At 34.5% G+C, this 18737-nt stretch carries 13 protein-coding genes; 8 read left to right on the forward strand and 5 right to left on the reverse strand.

What is annotated here, in order from left to right:
• Positions 1-21: 21 nt before the first annotated feature.
• From ABN080_RS10395 to ABN080_RS10415, 5 genes are all read right to left on the reverse strand, one after another.
• Positions 22-1137 (reverse strand): NAD-binding protein, encoded by a 1116-nt coding sequence (locus ABN080_RS10395; RefSeq protein ID WP_231619265.1) that lies wholly within the window; start codon positions 1135-1137, stop codon positions 22-24.
• A 79-nt stretch (positions 1138-1216) separates the two neighbouring features.
• A complete protein-coding gene (locus ABN080_RS10400; RefSeq protein ID WP_349440971.1) occupies positions 1217-2302 on the reverse strand; it encodes a linear amide C-N hydrolase in 1086 nt (361 codons plus the stop codon).
• A gap of 250 nt (positions 2303-2552) precedes the next feature.
• Positions 2553-3131, reverse strand: coding sequence for a YceI family protein (locus ABN080_RS10405; RefSeq protein WP_349440963.1), 579 nt, complete (start codon positions 3129-3131; stop codon positions 2553-2555).
• Positions 3132-3164: 33 nt separating this feature from the next.
• Complete coding sequence (locus ABN080_RS10410) at positions 3165-3719, reverse strand: cytochrome b (RefSeq protein WP_196553978.1); 555 nt, start codon at positions 3717-3719, stop codon at positions 3165-3167.
• A 320-nt stretch (positions 3720-4039) separates the two neighbouring features.
• Positions 4040-4240 (reverse strand): hypothetical protein, encoded by a 201-nt coding sequence (locus ABN080_RS10415; RefSeq protein WP_196553977.1) that lies wholly within the window; start codon positions 4238-4240, stop codon positions 4040-4042.
• Between the two features lie 493 nt (positions 4241-4733).
• On the opposite strand from ABN080_RS10415, the gene ABN080_RS10420 reads away from it, so the two are divergent.
• From ABN080_RS10420 to ABN080_RS10455, 8 genes are all read left to right on the forward strand, one after another.
• Entirely contained in the window at positions 4734-5561 is an 828-nt protein-coding gene (locus tag ABN080_RS10420; protein WP_196553976.1) for a MurR/RpiR family transcriptional regulator, read from the forward strand.
• Between the two features lie 235 nt (positions 5562-5796).
• Positions 5797-6546 carry a hemagglutinin gene (locus ABN080_RS10425; RefSeq protein ID WP_349440964.1) on the forward strand — a complete coding sequence of 250 codons (750 nt, stop codon included), beginning with the start codon at positions 5797-5799 and terminating at the stop codon, positions 6544-6546.
• A gap of 232 nt (positions 6547-6778) precedes the next feature.
• Positions 6779-7270 carry an N-acetyltransferase gene (locus ABN080_RS10430; RefSeq protein WP_349440965.1) on the forward strand — a complete coding sequence of 164 codons (492 nt, stop codon included), beginning with the start codon at positions 6779-6781 and terminating at the stop codon, positions 7268-7270.
• Between the two features lie 326 nt (positions 7271-7596).
• Positions 7597-9150 carry a sulfatase-like hydrolase/transferase gene (locus tag ABN080_RS10435; RefSeq protein ID WP_196553973.1) on the forward strand — a complete coding sequence of 518 codons (1554 nt, stop codon included), beginning with the start codon at positions 7597-7599 and terminating at the stop codon, positions 9148-9150.
• Between the two features lie 151 nt (positions 9151-9301).
• The gene (locus ABN080_RS10440) at positions 9302-10186 is read left to right on the forward strand and encodes an OmpG porin family protein (protein WP_072069308.1); all 885 of its coding nucleotides are present in this window, start codon (positions 9302-9304) and stop codon (positions 10184-10186) included.
• Positions 10187-10222: 36 nt separating this feature from the next.
• Positions 10223-12388 (forward strand): autotransporter family protein, encoded by a 2166-nt coding sequence (locus tag ABN080_RS10445; protein WP_349440966.1) that lies wholly within the window; start codon positions 10223-10225, stop codon positions 12386-12388.
• An 11-nt stretch (positions 12389-12399) separates the two neighbouring features.
• Complete coding sequence (locus tag ABN080_RS10450) at positions 12400-15465, forward strand: chondroitinase family polysaccharide lyase (protein ID WP_349440967.1); 3066 nt, start codon at positions 12400-12402, stop codon at positions 15463-15465.
• A 54-nt stretch (positions 15466-15519) separates the two neighbouring features.
• Positions 15520-18561 (forward strand): chondroitinase family polysaccharide lyase, encoded by a 3042-nt coding sequence (locus ABN080_RS10455; RefSeq protein WP_349440968.1) that lies wholly within the window; start codon positions 15520-15522, stop codon positions 18559-18561.
• The last annotated feature ends 176 nt before the right edge of the window (positions 18562-18737 follow it).

The raw sequence follows: 18737 nt of genomic DNA on the forward strand, positions 1-18737 counted from the left end.
GTAAAGATAGTTTGAACAAAATTATGATTTTAAATATTTGTTTAAAAGCAAATCTGTCACATCTGATGAAGAAATAGATTCTCCACATAATACCTTCATCATAATTTCTTTACCTAACGACGCTAAAGAAAACAACATATCAGGACGTAATCGGCTGATCTTATCTCTATTTTCATCTTGATTAATAATGGTAATTAACTTGGCATCAACATTAGAACATTCTTGGATAGTGAGTAGGATAAAGGTATTTTCAGCATCACTTTCAGATAAAGTTGCTACCCAACTGGCTTTAGCAATATTAGCGGATTGCAGTGTCTTAAGGTTAGTCGGATCACCTTCAATAATGTTAGCTTGTGTATCATAAACAGCTTTACTTTTATCAGTACAAATCGCAATAACCGGTTTTCCCTGCTCTCTTAATCCCTTTTCTAATTGTGAAGCCAGTGCCGAAGAGCCAATAATAATAAAATGATTATGCATTTTAGCGATCCTTTTCTTAACAATCTCACGAGTCCCACGAGCAAGAAATCCCATGACATAAACAATAGATGTGGTAAAAACGGTTATTCCCAAGATCACAACAGTCAGTGTAAATATACGTGCATTTGTACTAATTGGCACAATATCGCCAAATCCCAATGTCGTCATACAGACAATAGAAAAATAAAATGCATCCATTAATGTTGTAATATGAGGCCTGAACTCATCCCCGATATAAAGGCTTCCTAACATTGAGAATAACAGCAAAGAAAGGATACAGATAAAAGCCACAAAGCCAGCACTCGTTAAACTATGATGTGGAAAGGCTCGCCAACTGATTAATAATCCAATTACCAAAGCAAATGAAAAATAAACCTGAAAACCAATTTGCTGATAAACCGCAACATCAAGAAAAACAATGGTAGCTAATAAAATAAGAGAGACACACCATGCGATCCTTGCACCTAAATACATAAATATTGAAAGCAAGATCAGCGCACAAGCTAACATCACTTTAGGTATATCGAGAAGCTTTAATACACCCAATGATTTAAGCCATGCAGAAAAGCCGTGTATTTCCCAATCCAGATAAATACCACGGGACAACAAAATTGAGTAAATGATAAATATACCATTCAAGATAAGTAATAAAGACATCGTCTTTCTTGTCACTTTAGATGTCTCTATCACATTTAATATTACGGATAATTTCATATTAGGTATCGTGAATACTCAACTAGTTATTTAAAGGAATATTATCTAATCCTTGAAATTTAAAAGGCTCTGCTGGCTTAAAATGGCTTGTTGCATTAGCTGAATAAATGATTGATTGCTCTTCACCTAATGGTAACACCATGACTTTCCCGCTTTCCTTTGAAAAATCAATTTCCTTTAAGCTAACCCAAAAAGTATTCGGTGATAATGCTGATTCGAAAAAATATAATTGATTCTTATGATCAGCCACAGTTCTCCAGCGTGTAGATGAGATTTCTGGCGACTCAGCGGTGCTTAATCCATAAGGAACAGAAACATTTCTGATCACACCAAAAACACTAGCAAGCGATTTTTTACTCGATTGAGCCTTAGGGATAGCATTCACATAAAAAGAAGCTCTGGCAAAACGATCAGATGCACGATTCGTTCCTGGTAACATCACGGTTCCACCAATTTGTTGCCAATAACTATTTAATGCTAACTGCTCGGAAAAAATAGGTGAATTCGTCATCACTTGATACTCTTTGCTGTGATGAATGACTTGTTTGCCGTTGATATATTCAATAATAGCACTATCACCAGTAGCATCCGAAAGAGAAAGGTGTAACGTCGCCATTCTATCCTGTCCTGGTACCTTATCTGTTAAAACAATAAAAGGTTCACTTTCTAATGCTGTCACGGCTTCTTCTACAGTAGCAAAATTATCTAGCACATACTGAGCCCATGCTGAAATCGAAATAGCCGGTTTTTCTTTGGTATAAGCAGGATAATCTGATTCCGCCAACCATAATAAATTAGCGACCAATCCTTTTTCATTCATACCATCTGTTGTTGAAATATCATAACCGGATGCAACAACACTTCCATATTTAGATGTCCATTTAATTGAATTATCACCTGCCTCTCCTGAACGTTGCATACCTTGTGGAAATGTCCATAAATTGGTTCCAATGTCATATTTCCAATCCATTGAACGAGCTGTAATGACTTGATTATTATCACCTAAGTAGACAAGTCGGGTACACGCATCAACCTCTGACACACCTGCTGTTAAAAAAGTAGAAATAAACAGAGTACCCAAAAAAGTATGACGTAATTTTTTCATTATTGACTCTTTTTTCGTTAAATAAAGGGATAAGGATGTGAACATGCCTTTGTTATGATCCTCTTTGTTCTTACCTAAAATAGGTAAAGCGTCAAAATAAATCTTAATTAACCCTATGAAAAAATAAGAACTATTACCTAAGTATAAGGCAATAATTTTCAATCGCGCATAAAAAAACCGATACACTAAGGTATCGGTTTAAAAATCATATAAAGTCATATGGGGCTTTATTGCATCACAAAAAAACGTTCAATTACGCTTTTTTTACACCTTCAACTGAGATAATTAGTTCGGCTTCTTGTGATTTTGGCCCTAAATCTGATTTAATATTAAATTCTTTTAGGTTTACTTTACCTGTTGCTTCAAAACCAGCACGGTAACCTTTCCAAGGATCAGTTCCTTCGCCAATTAATTTTGCATTTAATGATACAGGCTTAGTCACGCCATTTAATGTTAAATCACCAACCACTATATAGTTCTCACCTTCTCGAGTAACGTTGGTTGATACAAATCGTGCTTCAGGATATTTGCTCACATTAAAGAAATCAGCACTGCGTAAATGTTTATCGCGCTCAGCATGATTTGTATCTAAACTTCCTGTTTTGATCACAACATCAACTTTATCTTTTGATGGATCTTCTTTGTCATAACTAAAAGTACCATCAAAATCTTTAAATGTGCCATATAACCAGCTATAGCCTAAATGTTGGATACGAAACTGTACAAATGCGTGCTGACCTTGTTTATCAATAGTATAATCTGCGGCTAAAGCAGTGCTCGCATTAAATAACAACGCACCCGCTGTTAAACCCAATAAAGCTTTCTTAAACATGGCTATCTCCATAATTTTGTTTTATAAATTTAATTATTTAGTTCGCATTCCTAGCATGCGTTTTAACGTTACATCTTTATCAATAAAATGATGTTTTAAGGCACCAGCTACATGTAATAGTGATAACAAAACAACTGACCATGCTAAATAAAGATGAATATCACCTGCTAAATCTGCTTGTTCTGCTTCCCCTGTAAAAATAGCGGGTACAGAGAACCATTCAAATACAGATATCGCTTGACCATCAGCAGTGGAAATTAAATAACCACTAATGAGAATAGAAAATAAAATTAAATATAAGAGCATGTGAACGATATGAGCACTAATGCGAGTGAATTTACTGTAACTTGCTAATGCTTTAGGTGGAGGCGACATCCAACGCCATATCACACGTACAATCAGGATAATAAATAAAAGAATACCGATACTTTTATGTATTTCAGGTGCCGAATGATACCAACTATCATAATAACCTAGAGTCACCATCCATAATCCTAAAGCAAACATACCGTAAACAGTAAGTGCTGATCCCCAATGTAAAAGGAGCGACAGGTGCCCGTAGCGAGAGGTGTTATTTCGCCATTGCATAATAAAAACCCAATAGTTTCTAATTCATTAAAACAATGTTATCTAGTTTAGTGTATTGGGAGTAAAATGTTAGTATATAATTCAACAAATAATTTGCTTATCTTTATCAATAATAATCAATATGTAACAATATCTTATTAGTCACCTAGTTGATTATCTAATCAATCATATTGTTGAAACATCGCTTATGGGAAAAATAGAATAAACACATTGCTGATTTATAACATTCAATAACAGGAGAAAACATAAGAAAAAAACAATATCTAAAAATAAGGTTAATACAACTATTGTACAACCTTAATAACAATTGTATATTTCACTTATCCTAAATTAGAACTAATTAAACAAAATACAATGATAATTAAAGGTACAGTAAAAAAAACGGATAACCAACGCATTTCACGTACAACACCAAAGATAATACCCACAATACATACAAAAAAAATAATAGGCATCATTTCTGAGTAGTGATCATGAAAATAGTGCATTAATAAATTAATCCACGGATGATCGTTTTGCATATAAAAATTTCAACCAATATAAGTATATTTAAACTAAGATAGTGATAAATTACTATCATTAACAAATAAAACAAGTGTTGTATTATGAATATCAATCATTGCGCACAAAGATATTAAAACACTTCAATTTCCAAATGACAACAGCACCAATAATAGAAAATTATATCCTAAGCTAAATTAATGACAATATAAAACGAAATAGGTTAAATAAAACAAAATAGAAAAACATGAAAAATATTATTATTACCTCCAACTTAACAAAATGAAACATTAATTTCATTTAATTTCAAATAAAGAAAATTAATTTCAACAAGTGATAATAAAACCAATAAAGAATAAATAAAATAGAGTTTTAAACATCAAATAATTACCTTTAGGTTGTTCATTTACTTTTAATTAACTCTATATTTCATTTTAATTGCTATTAGCTAAAAACATTCAATTTCGACTCAAAAAACACTACAATTACAGCAGTATTTTTATTGAGGGCACTATGTCTACTGCAACAAATCTGAATGAACTACAGGAACAAGTTCGCTCCCGCTATAATGGATTAAGTAAAAGGCTACAGCAGGTTGCACATTATCTACTTGATAATAAAAACAGTGTGGCATTTGATACAATTGCAATCCTTGCAGATAAAGCAAATGTTCCTCCATCGACATTAATTCGTTTTGCCAATGCGTTTCATTTCAATGGTTTTAATGAAATGAAACAATTATTTCAGCATCACTTGATGAATGAAATGGTAAATGAAAATGAAAATTTAACTTATAAACAGAAATATAAAGAGGCCCCCCCTAATCTGAATGAGCCTGCCTATGTTTTGCAAGAATTTGCACAAGCAAATAGCCATTCATTGCAACAATTGGCAAATCAGACTCACAGAGAAATGTTAAATAAAACAGTACAGTTACTCGAACATGCTGAAACAATCTATATTTGTGGATTTCATCATTCATTCAGTGCTGCGAGTTATTTTTTTCATGCCCTCTCGCACATTCCTTGCGAAACTGTCTTTGTAAACAGCTTAGGAGGAATGTACAAAGAGCAATTGAGAAATATTACATATCGGGATGTACTTTTTGGCATTCATTTCCATCCATACTCAGATGAAATGCAAAAAATGTGCGAGATGGCAACATATAAAGAAGCTAAACAAATTATTGTTACAGACAGTCCCATTAGTCCATTGGCAAGTTTGAGTGACGTTTGTTTAACGGTAAAAGAAGCTCAAATAAAAACCTTTCGCTCTCAAACATCAACAATGTGTTTGCTGCAAGCGATTTCTGTTGCTTTTGCCTTTAGAAAAAAACATTAGTTAACACTTATCCAAAACTGCATTTTAATAAAAATGCAGTTTTTTATTTAATAACTTATTAAATATAATTTTATTTAATAGAATGTTTTTACAGTAATCAATCATATATTTAAAAAAATATAATTTTATTTAAAACTATTTTTAAGAGTAATTCCAGAATGTTTTATTTGTGATGAAAAAAACAATCATTTAGCATTGATTTACGCCAAAAATTTCTTTCAAAGGGTTAAATTAAATGTTATTTAAAAAGTTATTTTTATTCTTTCTATTATTCCCTTCATTTTCGTATTCAAATGTAGATTCAATAAAAGAAAAAGAAGAAATACCTATTATCGTTAATATTCCTAGTATTTCATTAGGTGATAATAGTAATGCTTCAGGTAATGGTTCAATTGCAATAGGAGTCAATAGCCAAGCTAAAAATACACACTCTGTTGCTATTGGTCATAATACATTAGCAACCGAAGAAAATACAGTTTCATTTGGTAACACTGAAAACAACCAGACTTCTCGATTAGTTAATATTAGTGATGGTAAAAATAATACAGATGCAGTCAATCTTATCCAAACTAAAAAAATGGTAGATAAAAATAGAATAACAACAAATAATGCCATGAATCAGCTAAAAAGAAGTATTAGTACAGATATTAATGAGCTCAAAACTCATGTTAATAATTTTGATCACTATTACAGGAAAAGACAAGCTGAAATCACAGATTCAATTGCAGATTTAGATAAAAAAATCATCTCATTAGAAAAGAAAGTATTTGCAGGTATTGCTTCATCTGTTGCAATGACGAATATTCCTTATCTTAGCCATCACACCTTAAGTGGAGGAATTGGTATTAGTAATTACCGAACTGGTACAGCGTTTGCTGGGGGAATACAATATAAACCTAATAATGACATTGCATTTAGATTAAATTCTTCAATAAATAGTGAACAAGAAATCATTGTCGGGGGCGGATTAGCCTATGGTTTCTAATTACTTCTGTTTTTTATAAATAATAAAAATTATGTTATTAATTGAGCAGTAATAAATATATTCCATTACTGCTTTTATTAAATTTCATTCAAAAAGAGGTTTTGTAAATAGTCAAAATTCAATAGTCACACTTAAATTAATAAATTTATCTTTATAATTATTAATGTATTTTTGTATTATAAATTATTTTTTATATAATAAGATTATAACTTAGTATAAAAAGGAATAAAAAATGCATTATATATTTCGAAAAATGACATATAACGATATCAACTCAGTAGCAACATTATTACAGGCAAATTCAGAATCTCAGCAAGGCGGATTATATGGCGAATATCCACAAAACAAAGTTGAGGCAATGTATCAATGTAGTATAAATACTATTGTTGCACTTAATCAAGAAAATATTGTTGCTGTGGTTTTCAGCTTCCCTGTCACATCTTTCTCAATTCCGCCTATTGCTCAAGAAATTAATCGACGCTTCCCAGAAATAACACAAAACAATTGGTTTTACGGCCCTGTTTGTATTGATAAAACGCACCGAGGAAAATCATTATTAAAAGATCTCTACCAGCAGATCTGTTCTTTGCATGGCGGGCACCCTATCGCATTTGTTAATAGCGAAAATATTCGGTCACTAAAAGCACATCAAAAGTTAGGCATGGAGATAGTTAAAAATATTGAGTTTAAAGGAACATCTTGGTGGGTCATTAAAGGACAATGAAAACAAATGAAAGAAAAAGGCTTACACTTTCTGTTATCCAACTTTATAGCTAAAAAAAGAAACTTTAAGCTATTTTTGCAACCATCATCACACAACAATAAATATCATTATAAATCAATTAATTAAATTTATTTATAAAAAGTTAATCTATTCTTAACAATATTCCAACTCCTATTTTAGCTGTCACATTGCTTACAATTTGACACTATTCTGTGATCTCCCTTTCAATTCTTGATCTTTCGTTAACTTACTTTTTGATCTTATGCAAAAGTATAAATAAGATAAAAGACACCAATTCGAAAGCAAACGTAAAATAGGAGGAAGCAATGACTGTTTCCCGCAGAACTTTTATCAAAGGGCTCGCAGCCAGCGGTGCAGCAATGACTATTTCTACCCCTGTTATTGCTAATTCAGGAAGCACGACCTCTAACACGCAATCCCGTCCGGAAAACGCCCCTAACCTATTAATTGTTTTTCCTGATGAAATGCGAGCACACGCATTACAGTTTATGGGAGAAGATCCCTCAATTACACCAAATCTGAATAAATTTGCGAAACAAGCCAAAGTAATGACACAAATGGCTTCAAATTACCCTCTTTGTTCTCCTTTCCGTGGCATGTTTATGACAGGGCAATACCCTGTTCGTAATGGCATTACAGGAAATGCACATGATTATGGTGGCAAAGTAGGTATTGATCTATCTCCTTATGCAAAATGCTGGTCTGATGTTTTAAAATCTCTTGATTACAGCACTGGCTATATTGGTAAGTGGCATCTTGATGCACCTTACGAACCATTTATTGAAAGTTACAATAATCCAATGGAAGGTCGTTATTGGAATGAATGGGCAGCTCCTGATAGACGCCATGGTTTTGACTTTTGGTACTCTTATGGCACCTACGATTTACATTTAAAACCTATGTATTGGGCAAACGATACTCCTCGTGATAAACCAATTTACATTGATCAATGGGGACCTGAACATGAAGCTGATATGGCAATCAAGTTTCTCAAAAATGAAAACAATCAATTTAGGGATAATTCAAAACCATTTGCATTAGTGGTTTCAATGAATCCACCTCATTCGCCTTATGACCAAGTACCGAAGAAATACCTCGATGCTTATCAAGGTAAAACGTCTAAAGAGCTCAACACTCGCCCGAACGTACAATGGGAAAGTGAATACCAAGAAGGCTATGGGCCTCAATATTTCAAAGAATACATGGCAATGGTCAACGGTGTTGATGAACAATTTGGTCGCATCGTCGATGAATTAGAAAAACAAGGCCTTGCAGATAATACTCTCGTTGTTTTTTTCTCTGATCATGGTAGTTGCTTAGGATCAAATGGACAGGCAACAAAAAATAATCCTTATGAAGAATCCATGCGTATTCCTATGATGTTTCGTTTACCGGGTAAAATTAAACCAGGTTCTGATGATGCACTAATGTCAGCTCCTGATATTTACCCGACAATCTTAGGACTACTAGGCTTATCCGAATGGATACCTGATTCTGTCGAAGGTAGTGATCTTTCAGACCGAGTGGTCACAGGAAAAGGCGACACAGCAAACTCACAGCTTTATCTTTTTATTCCTTATGGAGAACCTTCATTTGGTAAACGAGGTGTCAGAACCAAAACACATACACTGGTTATCGATAGACAAGATGGTCAACCATTGAAATATACCTTATATGACAATGTGAATGATCCTTATCAAATAAAAAATATTGCCAAAGACAATATGCCTTTAATTGAGAAATTAATTAAAGAAGAACTTACCCCTTGGTTGGAAAAAACAGGAGATTCTTGGCGCGCCTCTGAATTTATTACGGCAACAACCAATAAATTAAATAAAACAATATCGACATGTAAATAAAAATAATAAAAATATCTGCGCCATTATTTTATGGCGCTATATATAAACCCAATTCGCTTATATAAAAATCCTTTTAATAGAATAAAAGGAAAGACGTCCTACACCTAAAAATTGACATTAATAAAAGCGAATAAAGAATTGGATATATACCATGAACAAACTTCGTATTGCTCTTTTCTTACCTCTTCTTGGCTTAGGTTTAACTTCTTTTCATTCTCAGGCAGCTAATGTCAACGCTATGTTTTCTTGGGAAACAGCAGATTACGACACACCCAATAACTATGCTGGTTATCGTGTTGATTTTAATATTAATCCAGAAAAATCTAACTGGTATTTCGATGTCGGCTTTCGCCAACGTGAACATGATAATAAAAACCGCTACCAACGTTATGATTTACAAGGTAGTTATCGTTTTAAATTAAACAATGGTTGGATCCAACCTGGTTTGAAAATCCGTCAAGATCTCACTAATTATGATAACGGCAGTCGCTTAACTATTGATTTTTATGAATCAAAAACCAATTACCAATTTCCAATTAATAAAGATTGGGTTTTAACCGGTAGTGTTTTATTTGGCTTACAAAAGAAAGAAGATAAACGTAGCAATGGCGTCACAAATACGGATTATTTAGGCTGGGAAATTGAACCTGGTCTACGTTATTTTGTCACCCCAAATATTAATACTACTGTTGCTTATTTTGATGGTGGTAAGCAAGCAATACGACATGAAGAATACGACACAAAAGAAACAAACCATAATCAACAATTACGTATGTATGTGAACTGGACGACACCAATAGGATTAATAGTTTCTCCATCAATGCGTAAATCTATTTTTGGAAAAATAGAAGATAGAACAAATAAAGGCGTTTATATCGAAAAAGATATGACACGTTATACCCTACAAATGGCTTATCAAATATCACCTCAATGGCGAGTCATGACGGAATATTATAATGAACGAGTTGAAAATAAAAATGATGGTAGCAAATCGACTCAAGATTATTTCAAAGTTTCATTCCGAGCAACATTCTAATAATTAAAATCATATAATTGTTCATGGAGTTATATTGTGAAAAATAAAAAATTGTTATTTTTGAGCGCGGCTATTTTATCAGCTATTTATGGTTCGGCATGGGCGACAGAATGTGATCCCACTTTAAATATCTGTGAAACAGTTAATGTTAATGACGGTAATACGGCTCAAATAAATAAAGATGTCACTGTTTCTCAAGGTGATGGCGTTGTATTTAATGGCTCATCAACAGAATATAAAGCTCAAGCAATTACAAAAAATATTACTGTCACTGGTGATGGTGCAAATGGACTCAAGATAAATCAAGGTGCTTCTTTTAGCAGTAATATCAACTTAAATGGCGCTAACGTGACCAGTGAAAATGGTACAGCCATATTGGTTGAAGGCGATTTCCCTAAACGAGGTACTGGCGTTTATGTAAGAGACGGTGCCATTATTCGTGGAAAAACTGCGGCCATTGATTTTAGAACACTAAAAACAGGTTTTAGAAGTGATGTAAATGGTGAGATCCACGGCGATATATTAGGAAATGGTCACGCAGATACTAAAATAAATTTTGCATATCAAGGTGGAGCTCAAAATGCTTTATTTGATGGATATCAAATCACGGGTGTTCCATTAATTGAAAACCATGGCAATTTAACTATCCAAGGAAAAGATAAAACGATTCATTGGGAAGGTAATTTCATGAATAAGGAAAATAGCCAGTTAATTTTCCGTCTTGATGATAATACCAATACTGATGAAACTATTCTTCATGTTGACGGTGATGTTACTTTTAAAAAAGGTAGCCAAGCCAAATTGGATTTTAAAGGCACCAGTGTAGATAACATTATAAATAAAGATCTTGTTTTGATCTCTTCCAATTCAGCGATTAAAGATGAAGCTGGAATTACGGTTACTGACGCCAACGCCATTGCACCAGATGTATCTCCTTTATTAGAAAAAACAGATTCATGGTTAGAGACTACACCGCCTAATATTAGTGGTGGTGTTAGTGGTAATCAATTAGTTGCACGTTATGGTATTAGCTACGAAGGTAGTAATAATTTTATTAGTGCAGCTGAACGTGGTGGCGTCAATGAAAATGGATTAGCGGCAGCTAATTTTATTATTCCAACTGTTTTAAATGAATTTAATAATACACGTAGTCAAGTTTCAGATGAGGCTTTGAGTTTATTAGTTGCTGCTGGAAATGACGATAATAATATTGCCACATTATCAAATGATTTAGCCCCTATTGCTGATGGCAGTGATATTCAAGCGGGATTAATCATGGTTGAAGATATGCGCAATAATATTGCATACCGCTATTTACGCTATGATAACCAATTGCCAATTGAAGAGAGAGAAGCAGGCTGGAACAGTTGGGCTAATATACTGTATGGTTATGGCACACAAAGCAATCAAGGTGAAATTAACGGTTACAATACTTATCGTACTGGTATTCAAATCGGTACTGATTATGAAATTAATCAAGATGCTCTTATCGGTGTTTCATTTGCTTATAACTACGCAAAGGCTGACGCAAAACAACGTAACGCAAGCAAAGAAATTAGCCATTTTGAATTTATGCCTTACACCGGTTGGTATAGTGACACATTATTCCTAAGCGGCAATCTAAATATTGGTTATTACACTGTCGATAGTGAGCGGGATATTGGTGGCAATACTGGATGGGAAGGAAATACCAAAGCAAAAGGTGATTATTCAGGTGTGCAATTAGGTTATCAGATTAATGCTGGAACTCATTTTGATTTTGATTTCATCCATATTAAACCGATGCTGACTTACCAATATCAATGGCTCAATATTGACTCTTGGGAAGAAACAGGCTCCGCCTTATCTATGCGTACTTATGGCCAACGCTATGCTGTTAATCAATTAGGTGGCTCAGTTGCTTTATGGAATAGCTATCAGACTATTTATGGAAAATTAACCCCATCTCTTAATCTTCGTTATTTCAAAGATATCGCAGGTAACAATAATATTAATCAACGCCACAGTTTGACTTATTTTAATACTGGAGGAGAGACCTTTGATATTAAAGGAAATACTGTTGGTGGTGACATTATTAGTGCGGAATTAGGTACCAATCTCGATATCACTCAATCATTAAATTTAGGCACAACAATCGGCTATCAGCGTTATGACAAATTTAATGAAGGACGCATTGGTTTCACTGTTAGCCAGCGTTTCTAAGGAGAAAAATAATGCCGATATTTCGCTTTACTGCACTTGCAATGACATTGGGGCTATTATCAGCCTCCTATCATGTGATTGCTGCCACCAGCAGCCCTGCATTTGATCCTAATAATCTGATGCAGTCAGAAATCTATCATTTTGCGCAAAATAACCCATTAGCTGATTTTTCGTCAGATAAAAATTCAATACTTTCGCTATCGGATAAACGTAGCATTATGGGAAGCCAATCTCTTTTGTGGAAATGGAAAGGAGGCAGTAGCTTTACTTTACATAAAAAACTGATTGTACCGACAGATAAAGAAGCCTCTAAAGCTTGGGGGCGTTCATCTACGCCCGTTTTATCATTTTGGCTTTATAACGAAAAGCCGATTAATGGTTATCTTACCGTTGATCTAGGCGAAAAGCTCAATACAACCAGTGAAGCCCAAGCCGGCTTTAAAGTAAAACTTAATTTTACTGGTTGGCGAGCCGTAGGTGTTTCGCTAAATAACGATCTTGAAAATCGTGAAATGACCTTAAATGCGATGAATACCTCCTCTGATGGTACTCAAGACAGCATTGGGCGCGCTTTAGGCGCTAATGTCGACAGCATTCGCTTTAAAGCCCCCTCTAATGTGGATCAAGGTGAAATCTATATCGATCGCATTATGTTTTCTATCGATGATGCTCGCTACCAATGGTCTGATTATCAAATCAAAACTCGCTTATCAGAACCCGAAATTCAGTTTCATAACGTACAACCTCAGTTACCGGTGACACCTGAAAACTTAGCTGCAATTGATCTTATTCGCCAACGTTTGATAAATGAATTTGTTGGCGGTGAAAAAGAAACAAATCTCGCACTAGAAGAAAATATTGGTAAGTTAAAAAGTGATTTTGATGCTCTTAATATTCACGCTTTAGATAATGGCACAATACAAGGGCGACACCTGATCACAGATAAACAAACGATTATTTATCAACCAGAAAATCTCAACCCTCAAGATAAACAACTATTTAATAATTATATTATTTTAGGTGATTACACTACATTAATGTTTAATATTAGCCGTGCTTATGTACTGGAAAAAGATCCTACACAAAAGACTCAGCTAAAGCAGATGTACTTATTAATGACAAAGCACTTATTAGATCAAGGCTTTGTTAAAGGAAGTGCTTTAGTCACAACCCATCACTGGGGATATAGTTCTCGATGGTGGTATATTTCCACATTACTCATGTCTGATGCACTAAAAGAGGCAAACTTACAAACTCAAGTTTATGATTCATTATTGTGGTATTCACGAGAGTTTAAAAGTAGTTTTGATATGAAAGTGGGTGCAGATAGCTCTGACTTAGACTATTTCAATACCCTATCTCGTCAACACTTAGCCTTATTACTGCTAGAACCTGATGATCAAAAACGTATCAACTTAGTTAATACCTTCAGCTATTACATCACTGGCGCATTAACTCAAATACCACCGGGTGGTAAAGATGGTTTACGCCCTGACGGTACTGCGTGGCGACATGAAGGCAACTATCCGGGCTACTCTTTCCCTGCCTTTAAAAATGCCTCTCAGCTTATTTATCTACTTCGTGGAACTCCATTTTCAGTCGGTGAAAGTGGTTGGGATAACCTGAAAAAAGCGATGGTTTCAGCATGGATTTATAGTGCTCCAGAAGTCGGATTACCTCTTGCTGGAAGGCACCCATTTAATTCACCTTCGTTAAAATCAGTTGCTCAAGGTTACTACTGGCTTGCCATGTCTGCGAAATCTTCTCCAGATAAAACACTCGCATCTATTTATCTTGCAATAAGTGATAAAACACAAAACGAATCCGATGCTATTTTTGGAGAAACTATTGCACCAGCAGCTCTGCCTCAAGGTTTCTACGCCTTTAATGGTGGGGCTTTTGGTATTCATCGTTGGCAAGATAAAATGGTGACACTGAAAGCTTATAACACCAATGTTTGGTCATCTGAAATTTATAACAAAGACAACCGCTATGGTCGTTATCAAAGTCATGGTGTTGCTCAAATAGTAAGTAATGGTTCGCAACTTTTACAGGGCTATCAGCAAGAAGGTTGGGATTGGAATCGAATGCCAGGAGCGACGACGATCCATCTTCCTCTTAAAGAATTAGATAGCCCTAAACCTCATACCCTAATGCAACGTGGAGAACGAGGATTTAGTGGAACATCTGCCCTTGAAGGCAAATATGGCATGATGGCATTCGATCTTATTTATCCAGCCAATCTTGAGCGTTTTGATCCTAACTTCACTGCAAAAAAAAGTGTATTAGCCGCTGATAATCGCTTAATTTTTATTGGTAGCAATATAAATAGTAGTGATAAAAATAAAGATGTCGAAACCACCTTATTCCAACATGCTATTACTCCAACATTAAATACTATTTGGATAAATGGACAAAAAATTGAAGCCATTCCTTACCAAACAACTCTTAAACAAGGTGATTGGTTAATTGATAGTAATGGTAATGGTTATTTAATTACTCAAGCTGAAAAAGTAAATATCAGCCGCCAACACCAAACTTCGGCAGAAAATAAAAACCGCCAACCGACAGAAGGAAACTTCAGTTCAGCATGGATTGATCATAGCGTTCAACCTAAAGATTCCAACTATGAATATATGGTCTTTTTAGATGCAACTCCTGAAAGAATGGGAGAGATAGCGAAAAAATTCCGTAAAAATAATGAGTTATACCAGATCCTTCGTAAGGATAAAGACGTTCATATTATTCTCGATAAACTCAGTAATGTAACAGGATATGCCTTTTATCAGCCTGCTTCAATTGAAGATAAGTGGATAAAAAAAGTTGATAAACCCGCGATTGTGATGACTCATCGACAAAAAGACACTCTTGTTGTCAGTGCCGTTACACCTGATTTAAATATGACTCGCCAAAAAGCAGCAATCCCTGTCACCATCAATGTCACGATTAATGGTAAATGGCAATCTGCTGATAAAAATAGCAAAGTGAAATATAACGTTTCAGGTGATAACACTGAACTGACTTTTACCAGCTACTTTGGTATTCCACAGGAAATCAAACTCTCACCACTCCCTTGATTTAATTAAAAGGAACGCTCTTGCGTTCCTTTTTTATTTACAGGAAATCTGATTATGTTAATAAAAAACCCTTTAGCCCACGCGGTTACATTAAGCCTCTTTTTATCACTACCGGCCCAAGCTTTACCCTCTCTGTCTCATGAAACTTTCGGAGATATTTATCTTTTTGAAAATGAACTGCCTAATACCCTTATCACTTCAAATAATAACCAATTATCGCTAAGCAAACAGCATGCTAAAGATGGCGAACAATCACTTAAATGGCAATATCAACCGCAAGCAACATTAACGCTAAATAATATTGTTAATTACCAAGATGATAAAAATACAGCAACTCCACTCACTTTTATGATGTGGATTTACAATGAAAAACCTCAATCTTCTCCATTAACGTTAGTATTTAAACAAAATAATAAAATTGCACTAAGTTTTAATGCTGAACTTAATTTTACGGGATGGCGAGGTATTGCTGTTCCTTTTCGTGATATGAAAGGTACTGCAACAGGAAAATTAGATCAATTAGTTATTACAGCACCAAATCAAGCTGGAACCCTCTTTTTTGACCAAATTATGATGAGTGTACCGTTAGACAATCGTTGGGCAGTTCCTGACTATCAAACACCTTACGTAAATAACGCAGTAAACACGATGGTTAGTAAAAACTGGAGTGCGTTATTGATGTACGATCAAATGTTTAAAGCTCATTACCCCACTTTAAACTTCGATACTGAATTTCGTGATGATCAAATAGAAATGGCTTTGATTTATCAGCGTTTTGAGCATTATCAAGGGATAAACAGTAATAAGGAAATCACCACAGATATGCTAGATGAACATTTAGCATTATGGGAAAAATTAGGATTAACGCAACATACTGATGGATCAATCACAGGAAAAGCACTTGATCATCCTAATCGGCAGAATTTTATGAAAGCCGAAGGGATATTTAGTGAGGAGACTAAAAAAGCATTACTTGATACCAATATGCTAAGAGATGTCGGTAAAACGCTTCTTCAAACTGCTATTTATTTGCGTAGTAATTCATTATCAGCAACTGATAGGCAAAAATTAGAAGATCGTTATTTATTAGGCACTCGTTACGTTCTTGAACAAGGTTTTACACGCGGTAGCGGTTATCAAATTATTACTCATGTTGGTTATCAAACCAGAGAACTTTTTGACGCATGGTTTATTGGACGTCATATTCTCGCAAAAAATAACCTTCTAGCTCCTACTCAACAGGCCATGATGTGGTATAGCGCAACAGGACGAATTTTCGAAAAAGACAATGAAATCGTTGATGCAAATGTCGATATTCTCAACACTCAATTACAATGGATGATAAAAAGTTTATTGATGCTACCTGATTATCAGCAACGTCAACAAGCCTTAGCACAACTGCAAAATTGGTTAAGTAAAACAATACTAAGCTCAAAAGGTGTTGCTGGCGGTTTCAAACCTGATGGTTCTATTTTTCATCATTCACAACATTATCCTGCTTATGCAAAAGACGCATTTGGTGGTTTAGCCCCCAGTGTGTATGCATTAAGTGGTTCACCTTTTCGCTTAACTACTTCAGCACATGAGCGTTTAAAAGATGTTTTGTTAAAAATGCGTATCTACACCAAAGAGACACAAATCCCTGTAGTAATAAGTGGCCGTCACCCAACTGGGTTGCATAAAATAGGTATCGCTCCATTTAAATGGATGGCATTAGCAGGAGCCCCTGATGGCAAACAAAAGTTAGATACCACATTATCCGCTGCTTATGCAAAATTAGACAACAAAACGCATTTTGAAGGTATTAAAGCTGAAAGTGAACCGGTTGGCGCATGGGCAATGAATTATGCATCAATGGTAATACAACGAAGGGCATCGGCTCAATCACCACAACAAAGCTGGCTTGCCATAGCGCGCGGTTTTAGCCGTTATCTTGTTGGTAATGAAAGTTATGAAAATAACAACCGTTATGGTCGTTATTTACAATATGGACAATTAGAAATTATTCCGGCTGATTTAACTCAATCAGGATTTAGCCATGCTGGATGGGATTGGAATAGATATCCAGGTACAACAACTATTCACCTTCCCTATAACGAACTTGAAGCAAAACTTAGTCAATTACCTGCTGCAGGTATTGAAGAAATGTTGCTTTCAACAGAAAGCTATTCTGGTGCAAATACACTTAATAACAATAGTATGTTTGCCATGAAATTACATGGTCACAGTAAATATCAACAACAAAGCTTAAGAGCTAATAAATCCTATTTTTTATTTGATAATAGAGTTATTGCTTTAGGTTCCGGTATTGAAAATGATGATAAACAACATAGGACAGAAACAACACTCTTTCAATTTGCTGTTCCTAAATTAAAATCAGTGATAATTAATGGCAAAGAGGTTAATCAATTAGGTACTCAATTAACTTTAAATAATGCAGATACTTTAATTGATCCTGCTGGAAATTTATATAAGCTCACAAAAGGACAAACTGTAAAATTTAGTTATCAAAAACAACATTCGCTTGATGATAGAAATTCAAAACCAACAGAACAATTATTTGCAACGGCAGTTATCTCTCATGGTAACGCACCTAAGAATAAAAACTATGAGTATGCGATAGCAATTGAATCACAAGATAATAAAGCACCTGAATACATTGTATTACAACATAATAATCAATTACATGCGGTAAAAGATAAAATCACCCAAGAAGAAGGATATGCTTTTTTTGAAGCAACACAATTAAAATCACCTCAAGCAATATTATTATCGAGTGACTCTCCTGTTATGGTCATGACTAAAGCTCAAAAACAAAAATTAACATTAAGTATTGTTAATCCTGATTTAAATTTATATCAAGGCATTGAAACTGACCAAATTGATAATAATGGAAATCAAATCGAAATCAGCGTTTATTCTCGTCAATGGCTAACAGCTGACTCTAAACCAATAAGCAGCACAGTTACTGTAAAAGGAGTATGGAAATTAGTAACACCACAGTCTGGTGTTATTATTAAACATCAAAATAATAATACGCTGATTACTACGACAACAATACAGGCAACACCTATTGTTATTAATTTAGTTAAATAAATATTTTAACATTTAAATTACCCACCTCGGAAAAATACCTAAAGAGGTAATTCATCACCTAACTAGTCATTTATTTTAAATAACAGAAATAAATTAAACAATTCATTATTGATAATAAATGTGTTGTCTCTAATAAATATTTTGTTATTCTCTGCGCGGGTGCTTGGATCAATCTG

Origin of the sequence: Proteus sp. fly-1089 (assembly GCF_040138965.1) — a bacterium.
Classification (GTDB): Bacteria; Pseudomonadota; Gammaproteobacteria; order Enterobacterales; family Enterobacteriaceae; genus Proteus; species Proteus vulgaris_B.

Bases quoted from the DNA above. Each gene is read 5' to 3' on its own strand.
- ABN080_RS10395 (WP_231619265.1), bottom strand. From the start codon at position 1,137: ATGTCTTTATTACTTATCTTGAATGGTATATTTATCATTTACTCAATT.
- ABN080_RS10405 (WP_349440963.1), bottom strand. From the start codon at position 3,131: ATGTTTAAGAAAGCTTTATTGGGTTTAACAGCGGGTGCGTTGTTATTT.
- ABN080_RS10410 (WP_196553978.1), bottom strand. From the start codon at position 3,719: ATGCAATGGCGAAATAACACCTCTCGCTACGGGCACCTGTCGCTCCTT.
- ABN080_RS10415 (WP_196553977.1), bottom strand. From the start codon at position 4,240: ATGCAAAACGATCATCCGTGGATTAATTTATTAATGCACTATTTTCAT.
- ABN080_RS10420 (WP_196553976.1), top strand. From the start codon at position 4,734: ATGTCTACTGCAACAAATCTGAATGAACTACAGGAACAAGTTCGCTCC.
- ABN080_RS10425 (WP_349440964.1), top strand. From the start codon at position 5,797: ATGTTATTTAAAAAGTTATTTTTATTCTTTCTATTATTCCCTTCATTT.
- ABN080_RS10430 (WP_349440965.1), top strand. From the start codon at position 6,779: ATGCATTATATATTTCGAAAAATGACATATAACGATATCAACTCAGTA.
- ABN080_RS10435 (WP_196553973.1), top strand. From the start codon at position 7,597: ATGACTGTTTCCCGCAGAACTTTTATCAAAGGGCTCGCAGCCAGCGGT.
- ABN080_RS10440 (WP_072069308.1), top strand. From the start codon at position 9,302: ATGAACAAACTTCGTATTGCTCTTTTCTTACCTCTTCTTGGCTTAGGT.
- ABN080_RS10450 (WP_349440967.1), top strand. From the start codon at position 12,400: ATGCCGATATTTCGCTTTACTGCACTTGCAATGACATTGGGGCTATTA.
- ABN080_RS10455 (WP_349440968.1), top strand. From the start codon at position 15,520: ATGTTAATAAAAAACCCTTTAGCCCACGCGGTTACATTAAGCCTCTTT.